Source organism: Pseudomonas sp. 58(2021), assembly GCF_017491585.1.
Taxonomy (GTDB): domain Bacteria; phylum Pseudomonadota; class Gammaproteobacteria; order Pseudomonadales; family Pseudomonadaceae; genus Aquipseudomonas; species Aquipseudomonas fluorescens_BT.
Genome location: NZ_JAFGYZ010000007.1, coordinates 1 through 20,759, shown reverse-complemented (window position 1 = coordinate 20,759; position 20,759 = coordinate 1). Strand labels below are relative to the sequence as shown.

Below are 20,759 nucleotides of genomic sequence, written 5' to 3'. Positions count from 1 at the left end.
TTTATTGCCTGCGGTTCACTCGCCGGCAGACACCACGCTCTCCAACCGATACCCATACCCATAAATCGTCAGCAACTGCCAACCCCGATCCGCCGTCAGCCCCAGCTTGTTACGCAGCCGATAGATATGAGTGTCCAGCGGCCGCGACGAGGCCATTTCTTCATGGGGCCAAAATCTTTCGTACAGGTAGTCCCGTGACAACGGCCGGCCGAGGTTGCTGAACAGGCAATGTGCGAGCCGATACTCGCGCTCGGTCATCATGATCGGCTTGCCTTCGCGGGTGACGGTCAGTTCGGCGTCGTCGAACACCAGATCATTGAAACGCAGAACATTGGCGACGGATGGGCGTTGATGGCTGTGCCGACGCAGTACGGCGGTGACTCGTGCCTTCAACTCGTTTGGACGAAAGGGCTTGCTGACATAATCGTCGGCTCCCGCATTCAATGCCTGGACGATATCGCTCTCGCCGTCGCGACTGGTCAACATGATGGCCGCCGGCGGCGCTTCCATGTGTTCGCGGGTCCAGCGCAGCAGTGCCAGCCCGGTGAGGTCGGGCAGTTGCCAGTCGAGGATCAGCAGGTCGAAGGTTTCCCGGCGCAGTTGCCGCAGCAGGTCTTCGGCGCGTTCGAAACTGTGCAGCGACCAGGGTTGTTCGCCGGCCTCGGCCATTTGTTGCAGGGTCTGCTCGACCCGGCGCAATTCGGCGGGTTCATCGTCCAGTATCGCAACGCGCATACGCGGGATTCCTTGTCGCTTGGTAATGGGTGGTCAACACCAGAGGCTTGACCAAAGCAGTGAAAGTAAGCGGCACACCCTGGGTCGAGCCGCTATGATTCTTCGGGTCCACGTCCTCAGACCTGTCGCCTATGAAACCATTCAACCCGCCCTGCCCTGTTTTCCATGATTAACCGACGCCGCCACGAAAGCCGTGTGCAAAGTCAGGTTCAACGCCTGTTTCGGCAACTGGTGCGCGAGTGGGTGTGGATAAGTCTAGTGCTGTTGCCGCTGACTGCATTGTTGTCCTGGCGGGCGCAGATCAATCTGCATGATCCGGCGCCTGTCACCAGCGCAGTGCTGTCCACCGTGCTGGTGGCCATTGTGTTGGGATTGTTGCTGTGGCGACCGCGCCTGGCGCTTTGGCTCACTCTGATCGGCATGGTTGGCGTGCTGCTGACCAGCGCAGGCCTGGCTGAAGTTCAGCGTTGGTGGTCCCCTACGCCAGCAGTGCTGGGAATGCTGTTCGGTTATCTGATCTGGAACTGGCGACGGCTGAGTGTCGTGCTGACTTACTTCGGCTGGGAATTGTCACGGCTGGACGATGAACCGAAGGTGTTCCCCGAACGTCGCCGTACACAATTTGCCAGTGGCGACCGATTGCAAGGCCAGATCATGGCCCTTGAGCAAGCCATGAGCCGTACCCGTGACACCCGTCGCTTCATCGCCGATGGCCTGGAGTATCTGCCGGTCGCGACCCTGATCAGTGATCCAAAAGGTCAGATCCTGTTGGGTAACCGCAAGGCGCGTGACTTGTTCGGCAGTGATCTGGTCGGTGATGAAGTCCTCGATCGATTGGCGAGTCTTGGCTATCCGGATTTATCCACAGCGTCGCGTCCACTGTTGTCCGACCTGCCTCTAGTGGAGTTCCGAGATCACAAGGAGCGCAGCCTGCGGCTGGAACGTGCAGCATTGTTACCGGTGGACGGCGACACGCCGATTGGCTGGCTGCTGAGCCTTACCGATCTGAGCGCCGAGCGTGCCGCTGAAGAACAGCGCGGCGTGCTGCTGCGCTTTCTGTCCCACGATCTGCGCGCCCCGCATTCGGCGATTCTCGCTCTGCTCGACGTACACCGGCATCAGGCCGGGACAGATTCGCCGTTGTTCGAGCAGATTGAACGCCAGGTGCGGCGAGCGCTGGAGTTGACCGATGGTTTCGTATTGCTGGCTCGGGCCGAATCCAAGGCCTATCAGTTCCAGCCGAGTCTGTTTGCGATGCTGGTAATGGACGTCCTGGATCAGGCGCTGCCCATCGCCCAGCAGAAGCGCATCGAGCTGCTTAACGATATGGACGAACAATCTCAGGAGCGTCTGGTGCTGGCGGACCAGGGCTTGCTGACCCGGGCGCTGTTCAATCTGCTGGAAAACGCGATCAAGTACAGCCCGGTCGGGTCCATGGTCAGGTTACGTATTCGCTGCCACGATGACTGGCTGCAATGCGAACTGACCGATCAGGGCAAAGGCATTGCGGCTGAAGAACTGCCTGATCTGTTCAGCCAATATCGGCGGTTTTCTTCGGCCAAGGGCATTGATGGCGTGGGGCTGGGGTTATCGATGGTCAAGGCCGTGGTGGATCATCACGGTGGGCGGATCGAATGCCTCAGCGTTATCGATCAGGGCACCACATTCCGCCTGGAGCTGCCGCTGATCGCCGAAGAGCAGGCATAAAAAAACCGGCTATATCAGCCGGTTTTCTTACTTCCGAAAAAAACTTATGCACCTTTTACGGTGTTTTATCAGCTTCAGAAATATATATAAAAATCAGTAACTTAATTGATGTTTTTGGAATATTGCCAACAAACCGTACACAGGTTATCCACAAAATTCAGACAGTCAGTTGGTCGCTGGCTGCCGGGGCTTGTGGTGCCGGTGGCAACGAACCCATTTCCCGTTGAGCCTGCTCGTTCCAAGCCTGCACCCGGTCGTTCAGATCGGCGATGGCGCGGGGGCCGGATCCTTCGGCGTACATCGGTTTACCGATGACCACGGTGATCACACCCTGTTTTTTGCCCCAGCCGATTTTCGGCCAGAACTTGCCGGCATTGTGCGCAATCGGCAGCACTGGAAGTGCCGCATTCACCGCCAATGCGCTGCCACTGCGGGAGAACTTGCCGATGGTGCCGTGGGGAACGCGAGTGCCTTCAGGGAAGATCAGCACCCAGACATTGTCCTTGAGCAGTTCATCACCCTTCGCCGCGACCTGCTTGAGGGCGGCTTTCGGGTTGTCGCGATCAATGGCGATCGGCCGCAGCATGGCCATGGCCCAGCCGAAGAACGGCACATACAGCAATTCGCGCTTGAGCACCTGGCTCAAGGGCGAGAAATAAGCGGAGAGAAAGAACGTCTCCCAGGTGCTCTGGTGGTTCGACTGAATCACGCAGGGCCGGTCAGGCACGTTTTCCGCGCCTTTGACTTCGTAACGGATACCGAGGAACACCTTGGTCAACCACAAGGCGCAACGGCACCAGTACACATTGATGAAGCGATAGCGCGCCTTGAACGGCAGAAAGGGCGCGATAAAAAAGCTCAGGCTGCACCACAGCAGAGCGGTGGTGCCCAGCAGCAGGTAAAAGAGGAAGATTCTGATGGCCTGCAGTATCGACATGGCGACGTTTACCGTTACGGGCGATGCCCGACTGTTCAAGCGCACTCCCGATCAATCCCTGGTCAGGAACTTCAGAAGTACTCTAGTTGTGGATAAGTTCTGCGGCAATCGCCGCCAGATCGTCAAAAATCAGGGTGCCGACCGGAAGGGTCTTGCCCAGAGTCTTTTCGCCTTTCCCGGTCTTTACCAAAACGGGCTGTGAATCGACGGCTTTGGCGGCCTCCAGGTCACCAAGGCTGTCGCCGACGAACCAGACATTCGTCAGCGCCACGTTGTAATGCTGCGCAATGGTTTTCAACATGCCGGGTTTCGGCTTGCGGCAGTCGCAACCCTCGTCCGGTCCATGCGGGCAATACACGATCAGCCCGACTTCACCGCCCTGCTCCGCCACCAGCGTGCGCAGGCGCGCGTGCATGGCATCGAGGGTGACGAGGTCGTAATAGCCGCGAGCAATGCCTGACTGGTTGGTGGCGACCGCCACCGTCCAGCCGGCCTTGCTCAACTGCGCAATCGCTTCGATCGAGCCGGGCAGCGGAATCCACTCCTCCACCGACTTGATGTAAGCGTCGGAGTCGTAATTGATCACTCCGTCCCGATCGAGAATCAGCAGTTTCAACAGCAATCCCTCAACCCAGCAGCGAAATGTCGGCAACGCCCAGGAACAGGCCACGCAGACGCGCCAGCAGCGCGTAACGGTTGGCCCGCACATTGGCGTCTTCGGCATTGACCATCACCGCGTCGAAGAACGCGTCGACCGGCTCGCGCAGGGCGGCCAGGCGTGCCAGCGATTCGTTGTACTGACGCGCAGCAGCCATTGGCTGTACAGCCTGGTCAGCCTGCTGGATCGCCGAGTACAGCGAGAACTCGTTGGCGTTGTCGAAGTACTTGGCCTGGACTTCGGTCGGCACGGAGCCTTCGACTTTGCTCAGCAGGTTCGACACACGCTTGTTCACCGCCGCCAGGGCTGCCGCTTCCGGCAGTTTGCGGAAGGCCTGAACCGCTTGCACACGCTGGTCGAAGTCCAGCGCCGAACCCGGCTTCAGGGCACGTACCGACAGGTAGGTGGCGACATCCACGCCTTCGTCTTCGTAACGCGCACGCAGACGGTCGAAGATGAATTCCAGTACCGCGTCGTTCAGGCCGGCAGCCTTGACCTTGGCACCGAACGCATTCACGGCGAATGCCACGGCGTCGTTCAGGTCCAGATCCAGTTGTTTCTCGATCAGGATCCGCAGCACGCCCAGTGCCGCACGGCGCAGGGCATACGGGTCTTTGCTGCCGGTCGGCAGCATGCCGATGCCGAAGATGCCGACCAGGGTGTCGAGCTTGTCGGCGATGGCCACAGCCGCACCGGTCAGGGTGGCTGGCAGTTCAGCGCCGGCACCGCGTGGCATGTATTGCTCGTTCAGCGCCAGCGCAACGTCTTGCGGCTCGCCGTCATTGAGGGCGTAGTAGTAGCCGGCGACACCTTGCATCTCAGGGAACTCGCCGACCATTTCGGTGGCCAGGTCGCATTTGGACAGCAGACCTGCGCGGGCAGCCCACGAAGCGTTGCCGCCGATGCGCGCCGCGATGTAAGCCGCCAGTCGGGAAACTCGCTCGGCCTTGTCGTAGACGCTGCCGAGTTTTTCCTGGAACACCACGTTCTGCAGGCGATCGTTGAACGCTTCGAGCTTCTGCTTCTTGTCCTGCTTGAAGAAGAACTCGGCGTCGGTCAGACGTGGGCGAACCACCTTCTCGTTACCGGCGATGATCTGCTGCGGGTCTTTGGATTCGATGTTGGCCACAGTGATGAAGCGTGGCAGCAACTTGCCATCGGCATCCAGCAGGCAGAAGTACTTCTGGTTGTCCTGCATGGTGGTGATCAGCGCTTCCTGCGGCACGTCGAGGAAACGTTCCTCGAACGAGCACACCAGCGGCACCGGCCACTCGACCAGCGCAGTCACTTCGTCGAGCAGCGCCGGCGGCACGATCGCGGTGCCTTCCTGACGGGTCGCCAGCTCTTCGGTGCGCTTGCTGATGATCTCGCGACGCTCGTTGGCGTCGGCCAGCACGTAGGCGGCACGCAGGTCGGCCAGGTAGCTCGACGGCGAACCGATGCGCACGCTTTGCGGGTGGTGGAAACGGTGGCCACGGGATTCACGGCCAGCCTTCTGCGCGAGGATCGTGCAGTCGATGACCTGGTCGCCGAGCAGCATCACCAGCCATTGGGTCGGACGTACGAACTCTTCCTTGCGAGCACCCCAACGCATGCGTTTCGGGATCGGCAGGTCGTTCAGCGAGTCTTCGACAATGGTCGGCAACAGGCTGGCGGTCGGCTTGCCGGCGATGTTCTGGCTGTAGCGCAGTTTCGGACCGCTCTGATCGATTTCGCTCAGCTCGACGCCGCACTTCTTGGCAAAGCCCAGTGCCGCTTGAGTCGGGTTGCCGTCGGCATCGAACGCCGCCTGACGTGGCGGGCCGTCGAGGTTGATGCTGCGATCCGGCTGCTGGGTGGCCAGCGCGGTGATCAGCACAGCCAGACGACGCGGCGCGGCGTAGACGGTTTTGGTCTCGTAATTCAGACCGGCAGCTTGCAGGCCCTTGTCGATACCGGCCAGGAACGCTTCGGCCAGGGTGTTCAGGGCTTTGGGTGGCAGTTCTTCGGTGCCCAGTTCAACCAGAAAATCTTGAGCACTCATTGTGCAGCCTCCAGCTTGGCCAGTACTTCGTCACGCAGGTCCGGGGTTGCCATCGCGAAGCCCAGCTTGGCGCGGGCCAGCAGGTAGGCTTGGGCGACGGAACGCGCCAGGGTGCGAACGCGCAGAATGTATTGCTGACGCGCAGTCACCGAGATCGCCCGGCGTGCATCCAGCAGGTTGAAGGTGTGCGAGGCCTTCAGGACCATTTCGTAGCTTGGCAACGGCAGCGGCTGGTCGAGTTCGATCAGGCGCTTGGCTTCGCTTTCATAGAAGTCGAACAGTTCGAACAGCTTGTCGACGTTGGCGTGTTCGAAGTTGTAGGTGGACTGCTCCACTTCGTTCTGGTGGAACACGTCGCCGTAGGTCACTTTGCCGAACGGACCGTCAGCCCAGACCAGGTCGTAGACCGAGTCCACGCCTTGCAGGTACATGGCCAGACGTTCGAGGCCATAGGTGATCTCGCCGGTCACCGGGTAGCACTCGATGCCGCCCGCCTGCTGGAAGTAAGTGAACTGGGTCACTTCCATGCCGTTCAGCCAGACTTCCCAGCCCAGACCCCAGGCGCCGAGGGTCGGCGATTCCCAGTTGTCTTCGACGAAGCGGATGTCGTGGACCAGCGGGTCCAGGCCGACATGCTTGAGGGAGCCCAGGTACAGTTCCTGGAAGTTGTCCGGGTTCGGCTTCAGGACCACCTGGAACTGGTAGTAGTGCTGCAGACGGTTCGGGTTTTCGCCGTAACGGCCGTCAGTCGGACGGCGGCTTGGCTGCACGTAAGCGGCGTTCCAGGTTTCCGGGCCGATGGCGCGCAGGAATGTCGCGGTGTGGAAAGTGCCGGCGCCTACTTCCATATCGTAGGGCTGAAGTACCACACAACCTTGCTCGGCCCAGTATTGCTGGAGCGCGAGGATCAAGTCTTGGAAGGTACGCACGGCTGGCGTAGGCTGGCTCACGAAATTCACCTGTTTCTTGGGCTGCGATTTAAAGAGCGGGAGTATACCCGATTCAGTCGCACCTCCACCCCCTGGAGCCTTATGCCACGCTGCTTTTGGTGCAACGAAGATCCGCTGTACATGGCTTACCACGATCAGGAGTGGGGCACGCCGCTACGCGATGCGCAGGGTTTGTTCGAGTTGCTTTTGCTCGAAGGGTTCCAGGCCGGGCTTTCGTGGATCACCGTGCTGCGCAAGCGCGAGCGATATCGCGAGGTGTTGTTCGGCTTTGACGTACAGCGCGTGGCGCAGATGAGCGACGCGGAAATCGACGAACTGATGCTCGATCCGGGGATTATCCGCAACCGTCTCAAACTCAATGCCGCCCGGCGCAACGCCCAGGCCTGGCTGGCGCTGGAAGACCCGGTGGCGTTCCTCTGGTCGTTTGTGGATAACCGGCCGGTGATCAATCATTTCAAGGATCGCAGCGAAGTCCCGGCCATCACCCCGCAAGCCGTGGCCATGAGCAAAGGCCTGAAAAAGGCCGGTTTCACCTTCGTCGGACCGACCATCTGCTACGCGCTGATGCAGGCCTCGGGCATGGTCATGGATCACACTCAGGACTGCGACCGCTACGCGCAGCTCGTCAACGCCGGTTAGAATGGCCGCCTCGCGCACAGCACAAGATCAGGAGTGACCTGTGGAAAAGTTTAAAGGCGCCATGCTGGTTGGCGCTCTGCGGCTGTTTGCCCTGCTTCCGTGGCGGGCCGTGCAGGCCGTGGGTTCGGCGATCGGCTGGATCATGTGGAAAACCCCCAACCGTTCCCGCGATGTGGTGCGGATCAACCTCGCTAAATGTTTTCCACAGATGGACCCGGCCGAACGCGAGCGTCTGGTCGGCCAGAGCCTCAAGGACATCGGCAAGTCCCTGACCGAAAGCGCTTGCGCCTGGATCTGGCCGGCCCAGCGTTCCATCGACCTGGTGCGCGAAGTCGAAGGCCTCGACATCCTCAAGGAGGCGCTGGCGTCGGGTAAAGGTGTGGTTGGCATCACCAGTCACCTGGGCAACTGGGAAGTGCTCAATCACTTCTATTGCAGCCAGTGCAAACCGATCATTTTCTACCGCCCGCCCAAGCTCAAGGCTGTGGATGAATTGCTGCGCAAGCAGCGGGTGCAATTGGGCAACCGCGTGGCGGCGTCGACCAAGGAAGGCATCCTCAGTGTCATCAAGGAGGTGCGCAAGGGCGGTCAGGTGGGGATTCCTGCGGACCCGGAGCCGGCGGAATCGGCCGGGATCTTCGTGCCGTTCTTCGCCACTCAGGCCCTGACCAGCAAGTTCGTGCCGAACATGCTCGCTGGCGGCAAAGCCGTCGGGGTGTTCCTGCATGCCCTGCGCCTGCCGGACGGTTCCGGCTACAAGGTGATCCTCGAAGCGGCGCCGGAAGCCATGTACAGCACCGACACCGAAACCTCCTGCGCAGCGATGAGCCAAGTGGTCGAGCGTTATGTGGCGGCTTATCCGAGCCAGTACATGTGGAGCATGAAACGCTTCAAGAAGCGTCCGCCGGGCGAGGCGCGCTGGTACTGAGCGGCGCTATGCAATTGTGGATAACCTGAAAAATGGGTTATCCACAGCCGTCACGGCTTCTGCCGATCGAGCTTCTTCAGAAACACCGTCATTTCCTTCTCGGCCTGCTTGTCGCCATGGGCCCGGGCCGCTTCCAGACCCTGCTCCCAGGCCTGCCGCGCAGCCGCCAGATCACCCAGCGCCAGTTGCGCCTTGCCTAGCAGTTTCCAAGCAGCCGAATACTTCGGATCGAAGCCGACACACCGCTGGAAATGCTCGGCCGCCTTCGCGTTTTCTCCCAGATCCAGATAACCCTTGCCGAGTCCGAAGCGCAGCAGCGAGTTATCCACACCCTTGGCGAGCATTTTTTCCAGGGATTCGATCATCGGTCTCGCCTCTTGGTCGCTCAGAAGAAACTCAGGCCCACGTGGAACAGCTTCTCCACATCGCGAATGTGCTTTTTATCCACAAGGAACAGGATCACATGGTCGCCCGCTGCGATCACCGTGTCGTCATGGGCGATGATCACTTCTTCATCGCGGATGATCGCGCCGATGGTGGTGCCCGGCGGCAGTGCGATGTTTTCGATGGCCTTGCCGATGACCTTGCTCGACTTCGAATCGCCATGAGCCACCGCTTCGATGGCCTCAGCCGCACCCCGGCGCAGGGAGTGTACGCTGACGATATCGCCGCGCCGCACATGGGCCAGCAAGGTACCGATGGTCGCCAGTTGCGGGCTGATGGCGATGTCGATGTCGCCGCCCTGGATCAGGTCGACGTAGGCCGGGTTGTTGATGATCGTCATCACCTTCTTCGCCCCCAGACGCTTGGCCAGCAGCGACGACATGATGTTGGCTTCGTCATCGTTGGTCAGCGCGAGGAAGATGTCGGCGTCGGCAATGTTCTCTTCCAGCAGCAAGTCGCGATCCGACGCACTGCCCTGCAGCACCACGGTGCTGTCGAGGGTGTCGGAGAGATAACGACAGCGCGCCGGGTTCATCTCGATGATCTTCACCTGATAGCGGCTTTCGATGGCCTCGGCCAGGCGTTCGCCGATCTGCCCGCCGCCGGCGATGACGATGCGCTTGTAGGTTTCGTCGAGGCGGCGCATTTCGCTCATCACAGCGCGAATGTTCTCACGGGCGGCGATGAAGAAGACTTCGTCGTCGGCCTCGATCACCGTGTCGCCTTGAGGAAGAATCGGACGGTCGCGGCGGAAAATGGCGGCTACCCGGGTTTCCACATTCGGCATGTGCTCGCGCAACTGGCGCAGTTGCTGACCCACCAGCGGCCCGCCGTAGTAGGCGCGCACCGCGACCAGTTGCGCCTGGCCTTCGGCGAAGTCGATCACCTGCAAGGCGCCAGGGTGCTGGATCAGGCGTTTGATGTAGTTTGTGACGACCTGCTCGGGACTGATCAGCACGTCGACCGGAATCGCTTCGTTCTGGAACAGTTGCTCCTCGCGGGTCAGGTACGAGGCTTCGCGCACCCGGGCGATCTTGGTCGGGGTGTGGAACAGGGTGTGGGCGACCTGGCAGGCGACCATGTTGGTTTCGTCGCTGTTGGTCACCGCCACCAGCATGTCGGCGTCGTCGGCACCGGCCTGACGCAGCACGGTCGGCAGCGAGCCACGGCCCTGCACGGTGCGGATATCGAGGCGGTCGCCAAGGTCGCGCAGACGGTCGCCATCGGTGTCGACCACGGTGATGTCGTTGGCTTCGCTGGCCAGATGTTCAGCCAGCGAACCGCCGACCTGTCCCGCTCCGAGGATGATGATTTTCATCCAGTCACTCCGTTGAATCCGTTTAGCCGCGCGCGGCAGCGATCTTGATCAGCTTGGCGTAGTAGAACCCGTCATGCCCGCCCTGCTGGGCCAGCAATTGGCGACCGTGGGGCTGTTTGATCCCGGCCTGCGTGGCCAGATCCAGTTCCCGGGCGCCCGGCGTGCGCTCAAGGAACGCGGCGATGACTTCGGTGTTCTCGGTCGGCAGGGTCGAGCAGGTGGCGTAGAGCAGGATGCCGCCCACTTCGAGGGTTTTCCACATGGCGTCGAGCAACTCGCCTTGCAGTTGCGCGAGGGCTGCGATGTCGTCGGCCTGGCGGGTCAGCTTGATGTCCGGATGACGACGGATCACCCCGGTGGCCGAGCACGGCGCGTCGAGCAGGATCCGCTGGAACGGTTTGCCGTCCCACCATGCGGCCGTGTCGCGACCGTCGGCGGCGATCAGTTCGGCGCTCAGACCGAGGCGTTCGAGGTTTTCCTTCACTCGCACCAGACGCTTGGCTTCCAGGTCCACCGCCACCACACCGGCGAGGGCCGGTTCGGCTTCGAGGATGTGGCACGTCTTGCCGCCCGGCGCACAGCAGGCGTCCAGCACTCGCTGGCCCGGCGCGAGGTCGAGCAGGTCGGCGGCCAATTGTGCAGCTTCGTCCTGCACGCTGATCCAGCCTTCGGCGAAGCCTGGCAGGCTGCGCACATCGGCAGCGGCCTCCAGCACGATGCCGTCGCGGCTGAACGTACACGGCTGGGCGGCGATACCCGCTTCAGTCAGCAGACCGAGGTAGGCGTCGCGGCTGCGATGACGGCGATTGACCCGCAGAATCATCGGCGGATGTGCGTTGTTGGCTTCGCAGATGGCTTCCCACTGTTCAGGCCAGAAAGCCTTCAGGGATTTTTGCAGCCAGCGCGGGTGAGCGGTGCGCACCACCGGATCGCGTTCCAGCTCGGCGAAGATCGCCTCACTTTCACGCTGGGCATTGCGCAGCACGGCGTTGAGCAGACCTTTGGCCCAAGGCTTTTTCAGCTTGTCGGCGCAACCGACGGTTTCGCCGATGGCGGCGTGTGGCGGGACGCGGGTGTAGAGCAGTTGATAGAGACCGACCAGCAGCAACGCCTCGACATCGGCGTCCGCCGCTTTGAACGGCTTCTGCAGCAGTTTTTCCGCCAGCGCCGACAAACGTGGCTGCCAACGGGCGGTGCCAAATGCCAGATCCTGAGTGAAGCCGCGATCGCGATCCTCGACCTTGTCCAGTTGCGTCGGCAGGGAGCTGTTGAGCGAAGCCTTGCCGCTCAGGACTGCAGCGAGTGCCTTGGCGGCGGCCAGACGCGGGTTCATTGCGCGTCCACCGCTGCGCCCAGCACGGTGCCGGTGGCGAATTTCTCACGACGGCTGTTGAACAGATCGCTGAAGTTCAGCGCCTTGCCGCCGGGCAATTGCAGACGGGTCAGGCACAGCGCCTGATCGCCGCACGCGACGAGCAGGCCGTCCTTGCTGGCGCCGAGGATGGTGCCCGGCGCGCCTTTGCCGTCGGCCAGTGTTGCCGCCAGCACTTTCAGCGCTTCGCCGTTGAGCGTGCTGTGGGTGATCGGCCACGGGTTGAAGGCGCGGACCAGACGTTCCAGCTCAACGGCCGGGCGGCTCCAGTCGATGCGTGCTTCGTCCTTGTTCAGTTTGTGCGCGTAGGTGGCGAGTTCGTCGTTCTGCACTTCGCCTTCCAGGGTGCCAGCGGCCAGACCGGCAATCGCTTGCACCACGGCAGGCGGGCCCATTTCGGCGAGACGGTCATGGAGGCTGCCACCGGTGTCTTCGGCGCTGATCGGGGTCACGACTTTAAGCAGCATCGGCCCGGTATCGAGGCCGGCTTCCATGCGCATCACGGTCACACCGCTTTCGGCGTCGCCCGCTTCCACGGCGCGCTGGATCGGCGCCGCACCGCGCCAGCGTGGCAGCAGCGAGGCATGGCTGTTGATGCAGCCCAGGCGCGGAATATCCAGCACCGCTTGCGGCAGGATCAGGCCGTAGGCAACCACCACCATCAAATCCGGTTTCAGCGCAGCAAGCTCGGCCTGAGCGTCAGCGTTGCGCAGGGTCGGTGGCTGCAACACCTGGATATTGTTTTCCAGGGCGAGCTGTTTGACCGGGCTCGGCATCAGTTTTTGCCCACGACCGGCCGGGCGATCCGGTTGGGTGTAGACCGCAACGATCTCGTAAGGGCTGTCCAGCAGGGCCTTGAGGTGTTCGGCGGCGAATTCCGGGGTGCCGGCAAAAACGATGCGCAGTGGCTCAGTCATGGGGGGAATCTCATAAAAAGAAAAAGGCTTGCCGCAGCAAGCCTTTGGAGAGGGGCATCAAGCGTTCTGGCGGTGCTGCTTTTCCAGTTTCTTCTTGATCCGGTCGCGTTTGAGCGTGGACAGGTAATCGACGAACAACTTGCCGTTGAGGTGGTCGCATTCGTGCTGGATGCACACCGCGAGCAGGCCTTCGGCGATCAGTTCGTAAGGCTTGCCGTCACGGTCCAGAGCCTTGATTTTGACCTTCTGCGGGCGGTCGACATTTTCGTAGAAGCCCGGCACCGAGAGGCAGCCTTCCTGGTATTGCTCCATTTCGTCGGTCAGCGGTTCGAACTCGGGGTTGATGAACACCCGGGGTTCGGTGCGGTCTTCGGAAAGGTCCATCACGACGATACGTTTGTGCACGTTGACCTGGGTCGCGGCGAGGCCGATGCCCGGCGCTTCATACATTGTTTCAAACATGTCATCGACCAGCTGACGCACTTCGTCGTCCACTACAGCCACAGGTTTGGCGATAGTGCGCAGACGCGGGTCCGGAAATTCGAGGATGTTCAAAATGGCCATAAGCTTGATTGCTGCACGTGTGAGGTAAAGTCGGGCGATGGCCTGGCGGGTCCGAAGATGCAGGCTACCGTTGTGAAACGTAGCTCCTTGCTTTCAAGCATAGAGCAGGGAGCGAGCCACGGGGGCTCTGGCGTTTCACGCGAACGCACATAATAAAGGGATTCACCGCATGAGGAAATCACTACTCGCCCTGCTGTTTCTGGCCTCGGCCGGCGCTGCGCACGGGCAAGTGCAACTCAAGGAAGGTTTTCCACAGCAATACACGGTGGTTTCGGGGGATACGCTCTGGGACATCTCCGGTAAATATTTGCGCGAACCGTGGCAGTGGCCACAGCTGTGGCGGGCCAATCCGCAGATCGAAAACCCCAACCTGATCTATCCCGGCGACACGCTGACGCTCAGCTACGTCAACGGCCAGCCACGCCTGACCCTCAATCGCGGGGAGTCGCGCGGCACCATCAAGCTGTCGCCACGCATCCGTACCAGTCCGGTAGCGGAGGCGATTCCGAGCATTCCGCTCAAATCCATCAACAGCTTTCTGCTGAGCAACCGCATCGTCGACAAGGTCGAGGACTTCGACAAGGCGCCGTACATCGTCGCCGGCGATGCCGAGCGGGTGCTCAGCGGCACCGGCGACCGGATCTTCGCCCGCGGGCATTTCGACCCGAACCAGCCGGTCTACGGCATCTTCCGCCAGGGCAAGGTCTACACCGATCCGCAGAGCAAGGAGTTTCTGGGGATCAACGCCGACGATATCGGCGGCGGTGAAATCGTCGCCACCGAAGGCGACGTCGCCACCCTCGCCCTGCAACGCACCACACAGGAAGTGCGCCTCGGCGACCGTCTGTTCAGTGGCGAAGAGCGTTCGATCAACTCGACGTTCATGCCCAGCGCTCCCACCACCGACATCAATGGCCTGATCATCGACGTGCCACGCGGCGTCACGCAGATCGGCGCGATGGATGTAGTGACACTGAACAAGGGCAAGCGCGACGGTCTGGCCGAAGGCAACGTGCTGGTGGTGATGAAAACCGGGGAAACCGTGCGTGACCGGATCACCGGCCAGCCGCTGAAAATCCCCGACGAGCGCGCCGGATTGCTGATGGTGTTCCGCACCTACGACAAGCTCAGTTATGGCCTGGTGTTGAACGCATCGCGCTCGCTGGCGGTGCTGGACAAGGTGCGAAATCCTTAGCTGGCTTCACAAGTTACCAACAGAGTTATCCACAGCTTGTTCCGAAAGGTTCGGGCCTTATAACGATCAAGGATGATCCATGATGATGCCTGTCTCTCCATCGGTTTCGCCGGCGGAGCTCGAAGCGCGCCTGCGCCTGCACCGCTTGCCGGAAATCGGTCCCAAGCGTTTCACCAAACTGCTCGAAGCCTTCGGCTGTGCCTCGAAGGCAATCAGCGCGCCCGCCAGCGCCTGGCGCTCGCTGGGTTTGCCGGCGGCTTGTGCCGAGGCCCGCCGCTGTCCTGAAGTTCGCGACGGCGCCAGCCACGCATTGCGCTGGCTAGAGCGGCCGGAGCAACATTTGTTGATGTGGGATCACCCGGATTACCCGGCTTTGCTGGCGCAGATTCCCGACCCGCCACCCTTGCTGTTCGTCGCTGGCGACCCACGGATCCTGGAAAAACCGCAACTGGCGATGGTCGGCAGTCGCCGCGCTTCACGACCGGGCATGGACACCGCCACGGCATTTTCCCGCAGTCTGGCCGGAGCCGGTTTTGTCATCACCAGTGGCCTGGCGCTGGGCATCGATGCCGCCGTGCACCAAGGCGCGCTCGACGTTGGCGGGCAAACCGTGGGTGTGCTGGGCACCGGTCTGGAAAAATTTTATCCACAGCGCAACCGGCGGCTGGCGGACACGATGATTGCCTCGGGCAGTGCGTTGATTTCGGAGTTTCCACTGGACGCCGGGCCGACGGCGAGCAACTTCCCCAGGCGCAACCGGATCATCAGCGGCTTGTCACTCGGCGTACTGGTGGTCGAGGCCAGTGTTGCCAGCGGTTCGCTGATCACCGCGCGGCTGGCGGCGGAACAGGGTCGCGAGGTGTACGCCATTCCGGGTTCGATCCATCACCCCGGCGCCCGGGGTTGTCATCAGTTGATCCGTGATGGAGCGGTGCTGGTGGAAACCATCGAACACATCCTCGAAGCCCTGCGTGGCTGGCAGCACTTGTCGGGATCCACCTCTGCAACGGCTACGGACAATCCGTTGCTGCGCCTGCTGCACGCGGCGCCCCATACCAGCGAGGGCCTGGCCGACAGCAGTGGCTGGGCGTTGCCAAAAGTACTGGCGGCATTGACCGAACTGGAGATGGAGGGCCGCGCCGTGTGCGAAAACGGCCGCTGGTTTGCGCGGGTAAGCTAGGTTTTACATTGAAGATCGGTAAACTGCGCAAAACCTGTTTGCGGAGAGTTTTTCATGGTCAACAGTTGGCGTGTGCAACAAGCCGCACGAGAGATTCGCGCCGGGGCGGTGATTGCCTATCCAACCGAAGCCGTCTGGGGGCTGGGGTGCGATCCTTGGAATGAAGAAGCGGTGGATCGTCTGTTGGCGATCAAGAACCGATCGGTGGACAAGGGGTTGATTCTGGTCGCCGACAACATTCGTCAGTTCGACTTCCTGTTCGAGGACTTCCCCCAGGACTGGATCGATCGCATGGCCAGCACTTGGCCAGGGCCGAACACCTGGCTGGTGCCGCATCAGAACCTGTTGCCGGAGTGGGTGACCGGGGTGCATGACACCGTGGCGCTGCGGGTCAGCGATCATCCGCAGGTGCGGGATCTGTGCTCGCTGGTGGGGCCGTTGATCTCGACCTCGGCCAATCCGCAGGGCCGGCCGGCGGCGAAGAGTCGATTGCGGGTCGAGCAGTATTTCCGTGGTCAGGTCGATCTGGTGTTGGGTGGAGTGCTCGGTGGGCGCAAAAACCCGAGCCTGATTCGCGATCTGGCGACCGGCAGGGTTGTACGCCCGTCCTGAAATCCGAAAAGCCTGGTGGCGGGGAGCTTGCTCCCCGCCACCATCGGTTTTATGGCAACAGAACAGTCGAACCCGTCGTGCGCCGCGCTGACAACTCGGTCTGCGCCTTGGCCGCCTCAGCCAGTGGATAACGCTGGCTGATATCCACTTTCAGCTTGCCGCTGGTGATCATCCCGAACAGCTCGTCCGCCATGCGTTGCAGGTTCTCTGCGTTGTTGGCGTAGGTCGCCAGCGTCGGCCGGGTCACGTACAGCGAACCTTTTGCCGCGAGAATCCCCAGGTTCACCCCGTCCACCGCACCCGAGGCGTTGCCGAAGCTCACCAACAGGCCACGGGGCGCCACGCTGTCCAGCGATGCCGGCCAGGTGTCCTTGCCGACGCCGTCATAGACCACCGGGACTTTCTTCCCGTCGGTCAATTCCAGCACCCGCTGGGCGACGTTTTCGTGGCTGTAGTCGATGGTTTCCCAGGCGCCATGGGCCTTGGCCAATTCGGCTTTCGCTTGCGAGCTGACGGTGCCGATCAGCTTCACGCCCAAAGCCTTGGCCCATTGGCAGGCGAGCAAACCGACGCCGCCGGCCGCCGCGTGGAACAGAATGGTTTCGCCGCCCTTGAGTTCATAGGTCTGGCGCAGCAGGTACTGCACGGTCAGGCCCTTGAGCATCACGCCGGCCGCGGTTTCGAAACTGATGGCGTCCGGCAGGTGCACCAGATTCGCTTCGGGCAGGACGTGGACATCGCTATAAGCACCCAGTGGACCACTGCCATAAGCCACGCGGTCACCGACCTTGAACCGGGTGACCTCGCTGCCCGCTGCTTCGACGATGCCCGCGCCTTCCGCCCCCAAACCCGACGGCAAGGCCGGTGGCGCGTACAGACCGCTGCGGTAGTAGGTGTCGATGAAGTTCAGACCGATGGCCTTGTTGCTCACGCGAACCTGCTGCGGGCCGGGTTCGGCGGGCTGATAGTCAACGTATTCGAGCACTTCGGGGCCGCCGTGGGCGCGGAACTGGATTCGCTTGGCCATCTGCCTACTCCTTGGGATGATTTGGAAGGCCCCTATCGAACCCCCATGCTTGATCTTCGTCAACTGCGGCGTGCCGGCCTGCGATGGTATGCTACGCGCCCATTTGCGCCGCCCCCCTTGCCCACGGGGCGATGCCCGATCCAAGGTGATGCCATGACGACCCGCACCGACGCCGTAAAGGCCTATCTGCTCGACCTGCAAGACCGCATCTGCGCCGCGCTGGAAACTGAAGACGGCGGCACGCGCTTCGTCGAAGACGCCTGGACTCGTGCGGCCGGCGGCGGCGGTCGCACCCGGGTGATCGAGAACGGCACGGTGATCGAAAAGGGCGGCGTCAACTTTTCCCACGTCTTCGGCAGCGGTCTGCCACCGTCCGCCAGCGCCCATCGACCGGAACTGGCCGGGCGCGGTTTCGAAGCCCTCGGCGTGTCGTTGGTGATCCACCCGCACAACCCGCATGTGCCGACGTCCCACGCCAATGTGCGCTTTTTCATCGCCGAGAAGGAAGGTGAAGAACCGGTCTGGTGGTTCGGCGGTGGCTTCGACCTGACCCCGTACTACGGCAACGAGGAAGACTGCATCCACTGGCACCGCGTCGCCGAGCAGGCCTGCGCGCCGTTCGGCCCGGACGTCTACCCGCGCTACAAGGCCTGGTGCGACACCTATTTCCACATCAAGCATCGCCACGAGCCGCGCGGCATCGGCGGCCTGTTCTTCGATGACCTGAACGAGTGGGACTTCGACACCAGTTTCGCCTTCATGCGCGCCATCGGCGATGCGTACATCGACGCTTACCTGCCGATCGTGCAACGGCGCAAGAACGACGCCTTCACCGCCAAACAGCGCGAGTTCCAGGAATTCCGCCGCGGTCGCTACGTCGAGTTCAACCTGGTTTACGACCGTGGCACCCTGTTCGGCCTGCAATCGGGCGGGCGCACCGAGTCGATCCTGATGTCGCTGCCGCCGCAAGTGCGTTGGGCCTACGACTGGAAAGCCGAGCCGGGCAGCGAAGAAGCGCGCCTGACCGAGTACTTCCTGCAAGACCGCGACTGGCTGGCCCGGGCCTGAGGACTTCTGATGGATCGTTACGTCGTTTTCGGTAACCCGATCGGCCACAGCAAGTCGCCGATGATTCACAAACTGTTCGCCGAACAGACCGGGCAAAGCCTCGATTACAGCACCCTGCTGGCACCGCTCGACGATTTTTCCGGCTGCGCCACGGCGTTTTTCCAGGACGGTCGCGGTGCCAACGTGACCGTTCCGTTCAAGGAAGATGCCTGCCGCCTGGCCAACAGCCTGACCGACCGTGCCCAACGCGCCGGCGCGGTGAACACTTTGAGCAAACTGGCCGACGGCACCTTGCTCGGTGATAACACCGACGGTGCCGGGCTGGTGCGGGACCTGACGGTCAACGCCGGGTTCAGCCTCACCGGCAAACGCATTCTGCTGCTCGGCGCCGGTGGCGCGGTACGCGGTGCGCTGGAGCCGTTGCTGGCGGAGAAACCGGCCTCGGTGATCATCGCCAACCGCACAGTGGACAAGGCCGAGCTGCTGGCCGAACTGTTTTGCGACCTGGGGCCGGTGTCGGCCAGTGGTTACGACTGGTTGCGCGAACCGGTAGACGTAATCATCAACGCCACGTCTGCCAGCCTCACCGGCGATGTGCCGCCGATTGCCCCAAGCCTGATCGAGCCGGGCAAGACGCTGTGCTACGACATGATGTACGGCAAGGAGCCAACCGCGTTTTGCCGCTGGGCCAGCGAACACGGCGCAGGCGTGGTGATGGATGGTTTGGGCATGCTGGCCGAACAGGCTGCCGAAGCCTTTTTCCTGTGGCGTGGCGTACGTCCCGACACTGCGCCGGTACTGGCGGAATTGCGTCGGCAGTTGGCGCTGTAAGGCGCCCTCAGTCCTCGAAGCGTATCGGGCATTTCTCCGCCCCTTCGAGTTTGCGCAACTCCTCCACCACCTGCGGTCGCGCCTGACGCAAGGTCAGGCTGCGATCCTGGCGCAACAGGCGCCGGGCTTCCTGATGGAGCATTTCCACGCCTGAATAGTCGATGAAGTTGATCTGTTGCGCCTCGATCACCACCCGCGCGCCATGCATCCGTTGCAAGCGCACTTGCAGATAGTGGCTGGCGCCGAAAAAGATCGAGCCGCCGACCCGCAGTACATCGTCTTCGCCATCGCGCCAATGCTGCACTCTCGGCTGCGACGTGCGCTTTAGGTAGAAAAACAGCGACGCCAGCACCCCGGCGTAAATGGCCGTCTGCAATTCCAGCAGCAACGTGGCGACGCAGGTCAGGCTCATCACCACGAACTCGGCCCGGCTGACCCGCAGCAACGCACGAATGCCGCGATGATCCACCAGTCCCCAGGCGATCAGCAGAATGCTGCCGGCCATGGCCGGGATCGGAATATGCGCGATCAGTCCGGCACCGAAAATCGCGAACAACGCCACCCACAACGCCGAAAACACCCCGGCCAGCGGCGAACAGGCCCCTGCCTCATAGCTCAGCCCGGATCGGGTGAATGAGCCGGCGGACAACGATCCCGAAAAGAACGCCCCGACAATGTTCGACAGCCCCTGCGCGCGGACTTCCTGGTTGGCGTCGAGCAGCTGTTGCGAGCGCGCGGAAATCGAACGGGCAATCGACAGGCTGGTGACCAGCCCGAGCATGCCCACTGCCACGGCGCTGGGCAGCAGGCGCAGGATCAGGTCCATATCCAGTGGCAATCCACTGAACGGCGGCAAGCGCCCGACAAACGCGCTGACCAAGTGAACGTGACCAAACATCGCCGGCCACAGCCACACCACCAGACTGCCGAGCACCAAGGTCATCAACAGCGTCGGCCAGCGTGGCAGCCATTGTTTGAGCAACGCACCGACCACCACCGTGGCGACACCGAGGACCAGCGACGGTTTATCCACCGCCCCGAGATGGCGCAGCAGATCCATCAGGCTGGCCAGCGCCGTGGCCTTGGCCGGCAGATCCAGCCCCAGCAGATTCGGCAACTGGCCGATGGCAATCACCACCGCCGCGCCGAGGGTGAAACCCAGCACCACGGAATGCGAGACGAAATTCACCAGCGCGCCGAAGCGCAACAGACCGAGCAGCCACTGGAAAATCCCGGCAAGGAAGGTCAGCAGCAGGATCAGGGTGATGTAGTCCTGCGACGCCGGCACGGCCAGTGGACTGACACTGGCGAACAGCACAATCGAAATCGCGGCCGTCGGCCCGCAAATCAGATGCCACGACGAGCCCCACAGACAAGCGATCAACACCGGCACGATGGCGGCGTAGAGCCCGTATTCCGGTGGGAGACCGGCGATCAGTGCGTAGGCAATCGACTGGGGCAACGCGAGAATCGCCCCGCTGAGACCGACGACCAGGTCTCGCCCGACGCTGGCGCGGGTCTGCCGGGGCAGCCAGGCCAGAAAGGGGAAAAGTGAGCGGCGGCTGGGGAGGGCCATGGATCCTCTCGGTTTGGGATTGGTGGTGTGTGAAGGGTATCAGGGTGTCAGTCAGGAAAAGCCCCCTCACCCTAACCC

General features: G+C 62.0%; 20 protein-coding genes. 8 read left to right on the top strand and 12 right to left on the bottom strand.

Going from position 1 to position 20,759, the window contains the following annotated elements; translation table 11 throughout:
- Window positions 1–15 precede the first annotated feature (15 nt).
- Window positions 16–735 carry a response regulator transcription factor gene (locus tag J5M72_RS09695; protein ID WP_169428216.1) on the bottom strand — a complete coding sequence of 240 codons (720 nt, stop codon included), beginning with the start codon at window positions 733–735 and terminating at the stop codon, window positions 16–18.
- Window positions 736–900: 165 nt separating this feature from the next.
- On the opposite strand from J5M72_RS09695, the gene J5M72_RS09690 reads away from it, so the two are divergent.
- Window positions 901–2,442, top strand: a complete 1,542-nt coding sequence (locus J5M72_RS09690; RefSeq protein WP_207865343.1) for a PAS domain-containing sensor histidine kinase — start codon at window positions 901–903, stop codon at window positions 2,440–2,442.
- A 157-nt stretch (window positions 2,443–2,599) separates the two neighbouring features.
- Here J5M72_RS09690 and J5M72_RS09685 read toward each other — a convergent pair whose 3' ends face one another.
- The 4 genes from J5M72_RS09685 to glyQ form a co-directional block, all read right to left on the bottom strand.
- Window positions 2,600–3,379: a lysophospholipid acyltransferase family protein gene (locus tag J5M72_RS09685; protein ID WP_169428218.1), complete on the bottom strand. Its 780-nt coding sequence runs from the start codon at window positions 3,377–3,379 to the stop codon at window positions 2,600–2,602.
- Window positions 3,380–3,461: 82 nt separating this feature from the next.
- On the bottom strand, window positions 3,462–4,001 hold the full coding sequence (gene gmhB, locus J5M72_RS09680; RefSeq protein WP_169428219.1) for a D-glycero-beta-D-manno-heptose 1,7-bisphosphate 7-phosphatase: 540 nt from the start codon (window positions 3,999–4,001) through the stop codon (window positions 3,462–3,464).
- A 4-nt stretch (window positions 4,002–4,005) separates the two neighbouring features.
- On the bottom strand, window positions 4,006–6,060 hold the full coding sequence (gene glyS / locus J5M72_RS09675; RefSeq protein WP_207865342.1) for a glycine--tRNA ligase subunit beta: 2,055 nt from the start codon (window positions 6,058–6,060) through the stop codon (window positions 4,006–4,008).
- Window positions 6,057–7,010, bottom strand: a complete 954-nt coding sequence (glyQ, locus tag J5M72_RS09670) for a glycine--tRNA ligase subunit alpha (protein WP_207865341.1) — start codon at window positions 7,008–7,010, stop codon at window positions 6,057–6,059. The genes glyS and glyQ overlap by 4 nt, the downstream gene beginning before the upstream one ends.
- Before the next feature lie 81 nt (window positions 7,011–7,091).
- On the opposite strand from glyQ, the gene tag reads away from it, so the two are divergent.
- Together tag and J5M72_RS09660 are read left to right on the top strand one after the other, a co-directional pair.
- A complete protein-coding gene (gene tag / locus J5M72_RS09665; protein WP_007954111.1) occupies window positions 7,092–7,649 on the top strand; it encodes a DNA-3-methyladenine glycosylase I in 558 nt (185 codons plus the stop codon).
- Window positions 7,650–7,689: 40 nt separating this feature from the next.
- On the top strand, window positions 7,690–8,577 hold the full coding sequence (locus J5M72_RS09660) for a lysophospholipid acyltransferase (protein WP_169428221.1): 888 nt from the start codon (window positions 7,690–7,692) through the stop codon (window positions 8,575–8,577).
- A 50-nt stretch (window positions 8,578–8,627) separates the two neighbouring features.
- On the opposite strand, the gene J5M72_RS09655 is transcribed toward J5M72_RS09660, so the two are convergent.
- Genes J5M72_RS09655 through def form a run of 5 tightly spaced genes read right to left on the bottom strand, consistent with a single transcriptional unit; the run spans window position 8,628 to window position 13,192 of the window.
- A complete protein-coding gene (locus tag J5M72_RS09655) occupies window positions 8,628–8,942 on the bottom strand; it encodes a tetratricopeptide repeat protein (RefSeq protein ID WP_169428222.1) in 315 nt (104 codons plus the stop codon).
- A gap of 20 nt (window positions 8,943–8,962) precedes the next feature.
- Entirely contained in the window at window positions 8,963–10,339 is a 1,377-nt protein-coding gene (trkA, locus tag J5M72_RS09650; protein ID WP_085713086.1) for a Trk system potassium transporter TrkA, read from the bottom strand.
- A gap of 22 nt (window positions 10,340–10,361) precedes the next feature.
- Window positions 10,362–11,672, bottom strand: a complete 1,311-nt coding sequence (gene rsmB, locus J5M72_RS09645; RefSeq protein ID WP_207865340.1) for a 16S rRNA (cytosine(967)-C(5))-methyltransferase RsmB — start codon at window positions 11,670–11,672, stop codon at window positions 10,362–10,364.
- Window positions 11,669–12,628 (bottom strand): methionyl-tRNA formyltransferase, encoded by a 960-nt coding sequence (gene fmt, locus J5M72_RS09640; protein WP_207865339.1) that lies wholly within the window; start codon window positions 12,626–12,628, stop codon window positions 11,669–11,671. Before fmt ends, rsmB begins: the two co-directional genes overlap by 4 nt.
- Window positions 12,629–12,685: 57 nt before the next feature.
- Window positions 12,686–13,192 carry a peptide deformylase gene (gene def, locus J5M72_RS09635; protein ID WP_039764933.1) on the bottom strand — a complete coding sequence of 169 codons (507 nt, stop codon included), beginning with the start codon at window positions 13,190–13,192 and terminating at the stop codon, window positions 12,686–12,688.
- A gap of 169 nt (window positions 13,193–13,361) precedes the next feature.
- Between def and J5M72_RS09630 the strand changes: the two genes are divergently transcribed.
- The 3 genes from J5M72_RS09630 to J5M72_RS09620 all read left to right on the top strand — a co-directional run bounded on the left by J5M72_RS09630 (window position 13,362) and on the right by J5M72_RS09620 (window position 16,179).
- Window positions 13,362–14,387, top strand: coding sequence for a LysM domain-containing protein (locus J5M72_RS09630; protein WP_207865338.1), 1,026 nt, complete (start codon window positions 13,362–13,364; stop codon window positions 14,385–14,387).
- A gap of 79 nt (window positions 14,388–14,466) precedes the next feature.
- Window positions 14,467–15,567 carry a DNA-processing protein DprA gene (dprA, locus tag J5M72_RS09625; RefSeq protein ID WP_207865337.1) on the top strand — a complete coding sequence of 367 codons (1,101 nt, stop codon included), beginning with the start codon at window positions 14,467–14,469 and terminating at the stop codon, window positions 15,565–15,567.
- Between the two features lie 54 nt (window positions 15,568–15,621).
- Window positions 15,622–16,179 (top strand): L-threonylcarbamoyladenylate synthase, encoded by a 558-nt coding sequence (locus tag J5M72_RS09620; protein ID WP_169428226.1) that lies wholly within the window; start codon window positions 15,622–15,624, stop codon window positions 16,177–16,179.
- Window positions 16,180–16,228: 49 nt separating this feature from the next.
- Here J5M72_RS09620 and J5M72_RS09615 read toward each other — a convergent pair whose 3' ends face one another.
- A complete protein-coding gene (locus J5M72_RS09615) occupies window positions 16,229–17,206 on the bottom strand; it encodes a quinone oxidoreductase (RefSeq protein WP_207865336.1) in 978 nt (325 codons plus the stop codon).
- A gap of 153 nt (window positions 17,207–17,359) precedes the next feature.
- Between J5M72_RS09615 and hemF the strand changes: the two genes are divergently transcribed.
- Entirely contained in the window at window positions 17,360–18,274 is a 915-nt protein-coding gene (gene hemF, locus J5M72_RS09610) for an oxygen-dependent coproporphyrinogen oxidase (RefSeq protein WP_169428228.1), read from the top strand.
- 9 nt (window positions 18,275–18,283) lie between these two features.
- Entirely contained in the window at window positions 18,284–19,105 is an 822-nt protein-coding gene (gene aroE / locus J5M72_RS09605; RefSeq protein WP_207865335.1) for a shikimate dehydrogenase, read from the top strand.
- A 7-nt stretch (window positions 19,106–19,112) separates the two neighbouring features.
- Here aroE and J5M72_RS09600 read toward each other — a convergent pair whose 3' ends face one another.
- Entirely contained in the window at window positions 19,113–20,681 is a 1,569-nt protein-coding gene (locus J5M72_RS09600; protein WP_207865334.1) for a SulP family inorganic anion transporter, read from the bottom strand.
- Window positions 20,682–20,759: the final 78 nt, after the last annotated feature.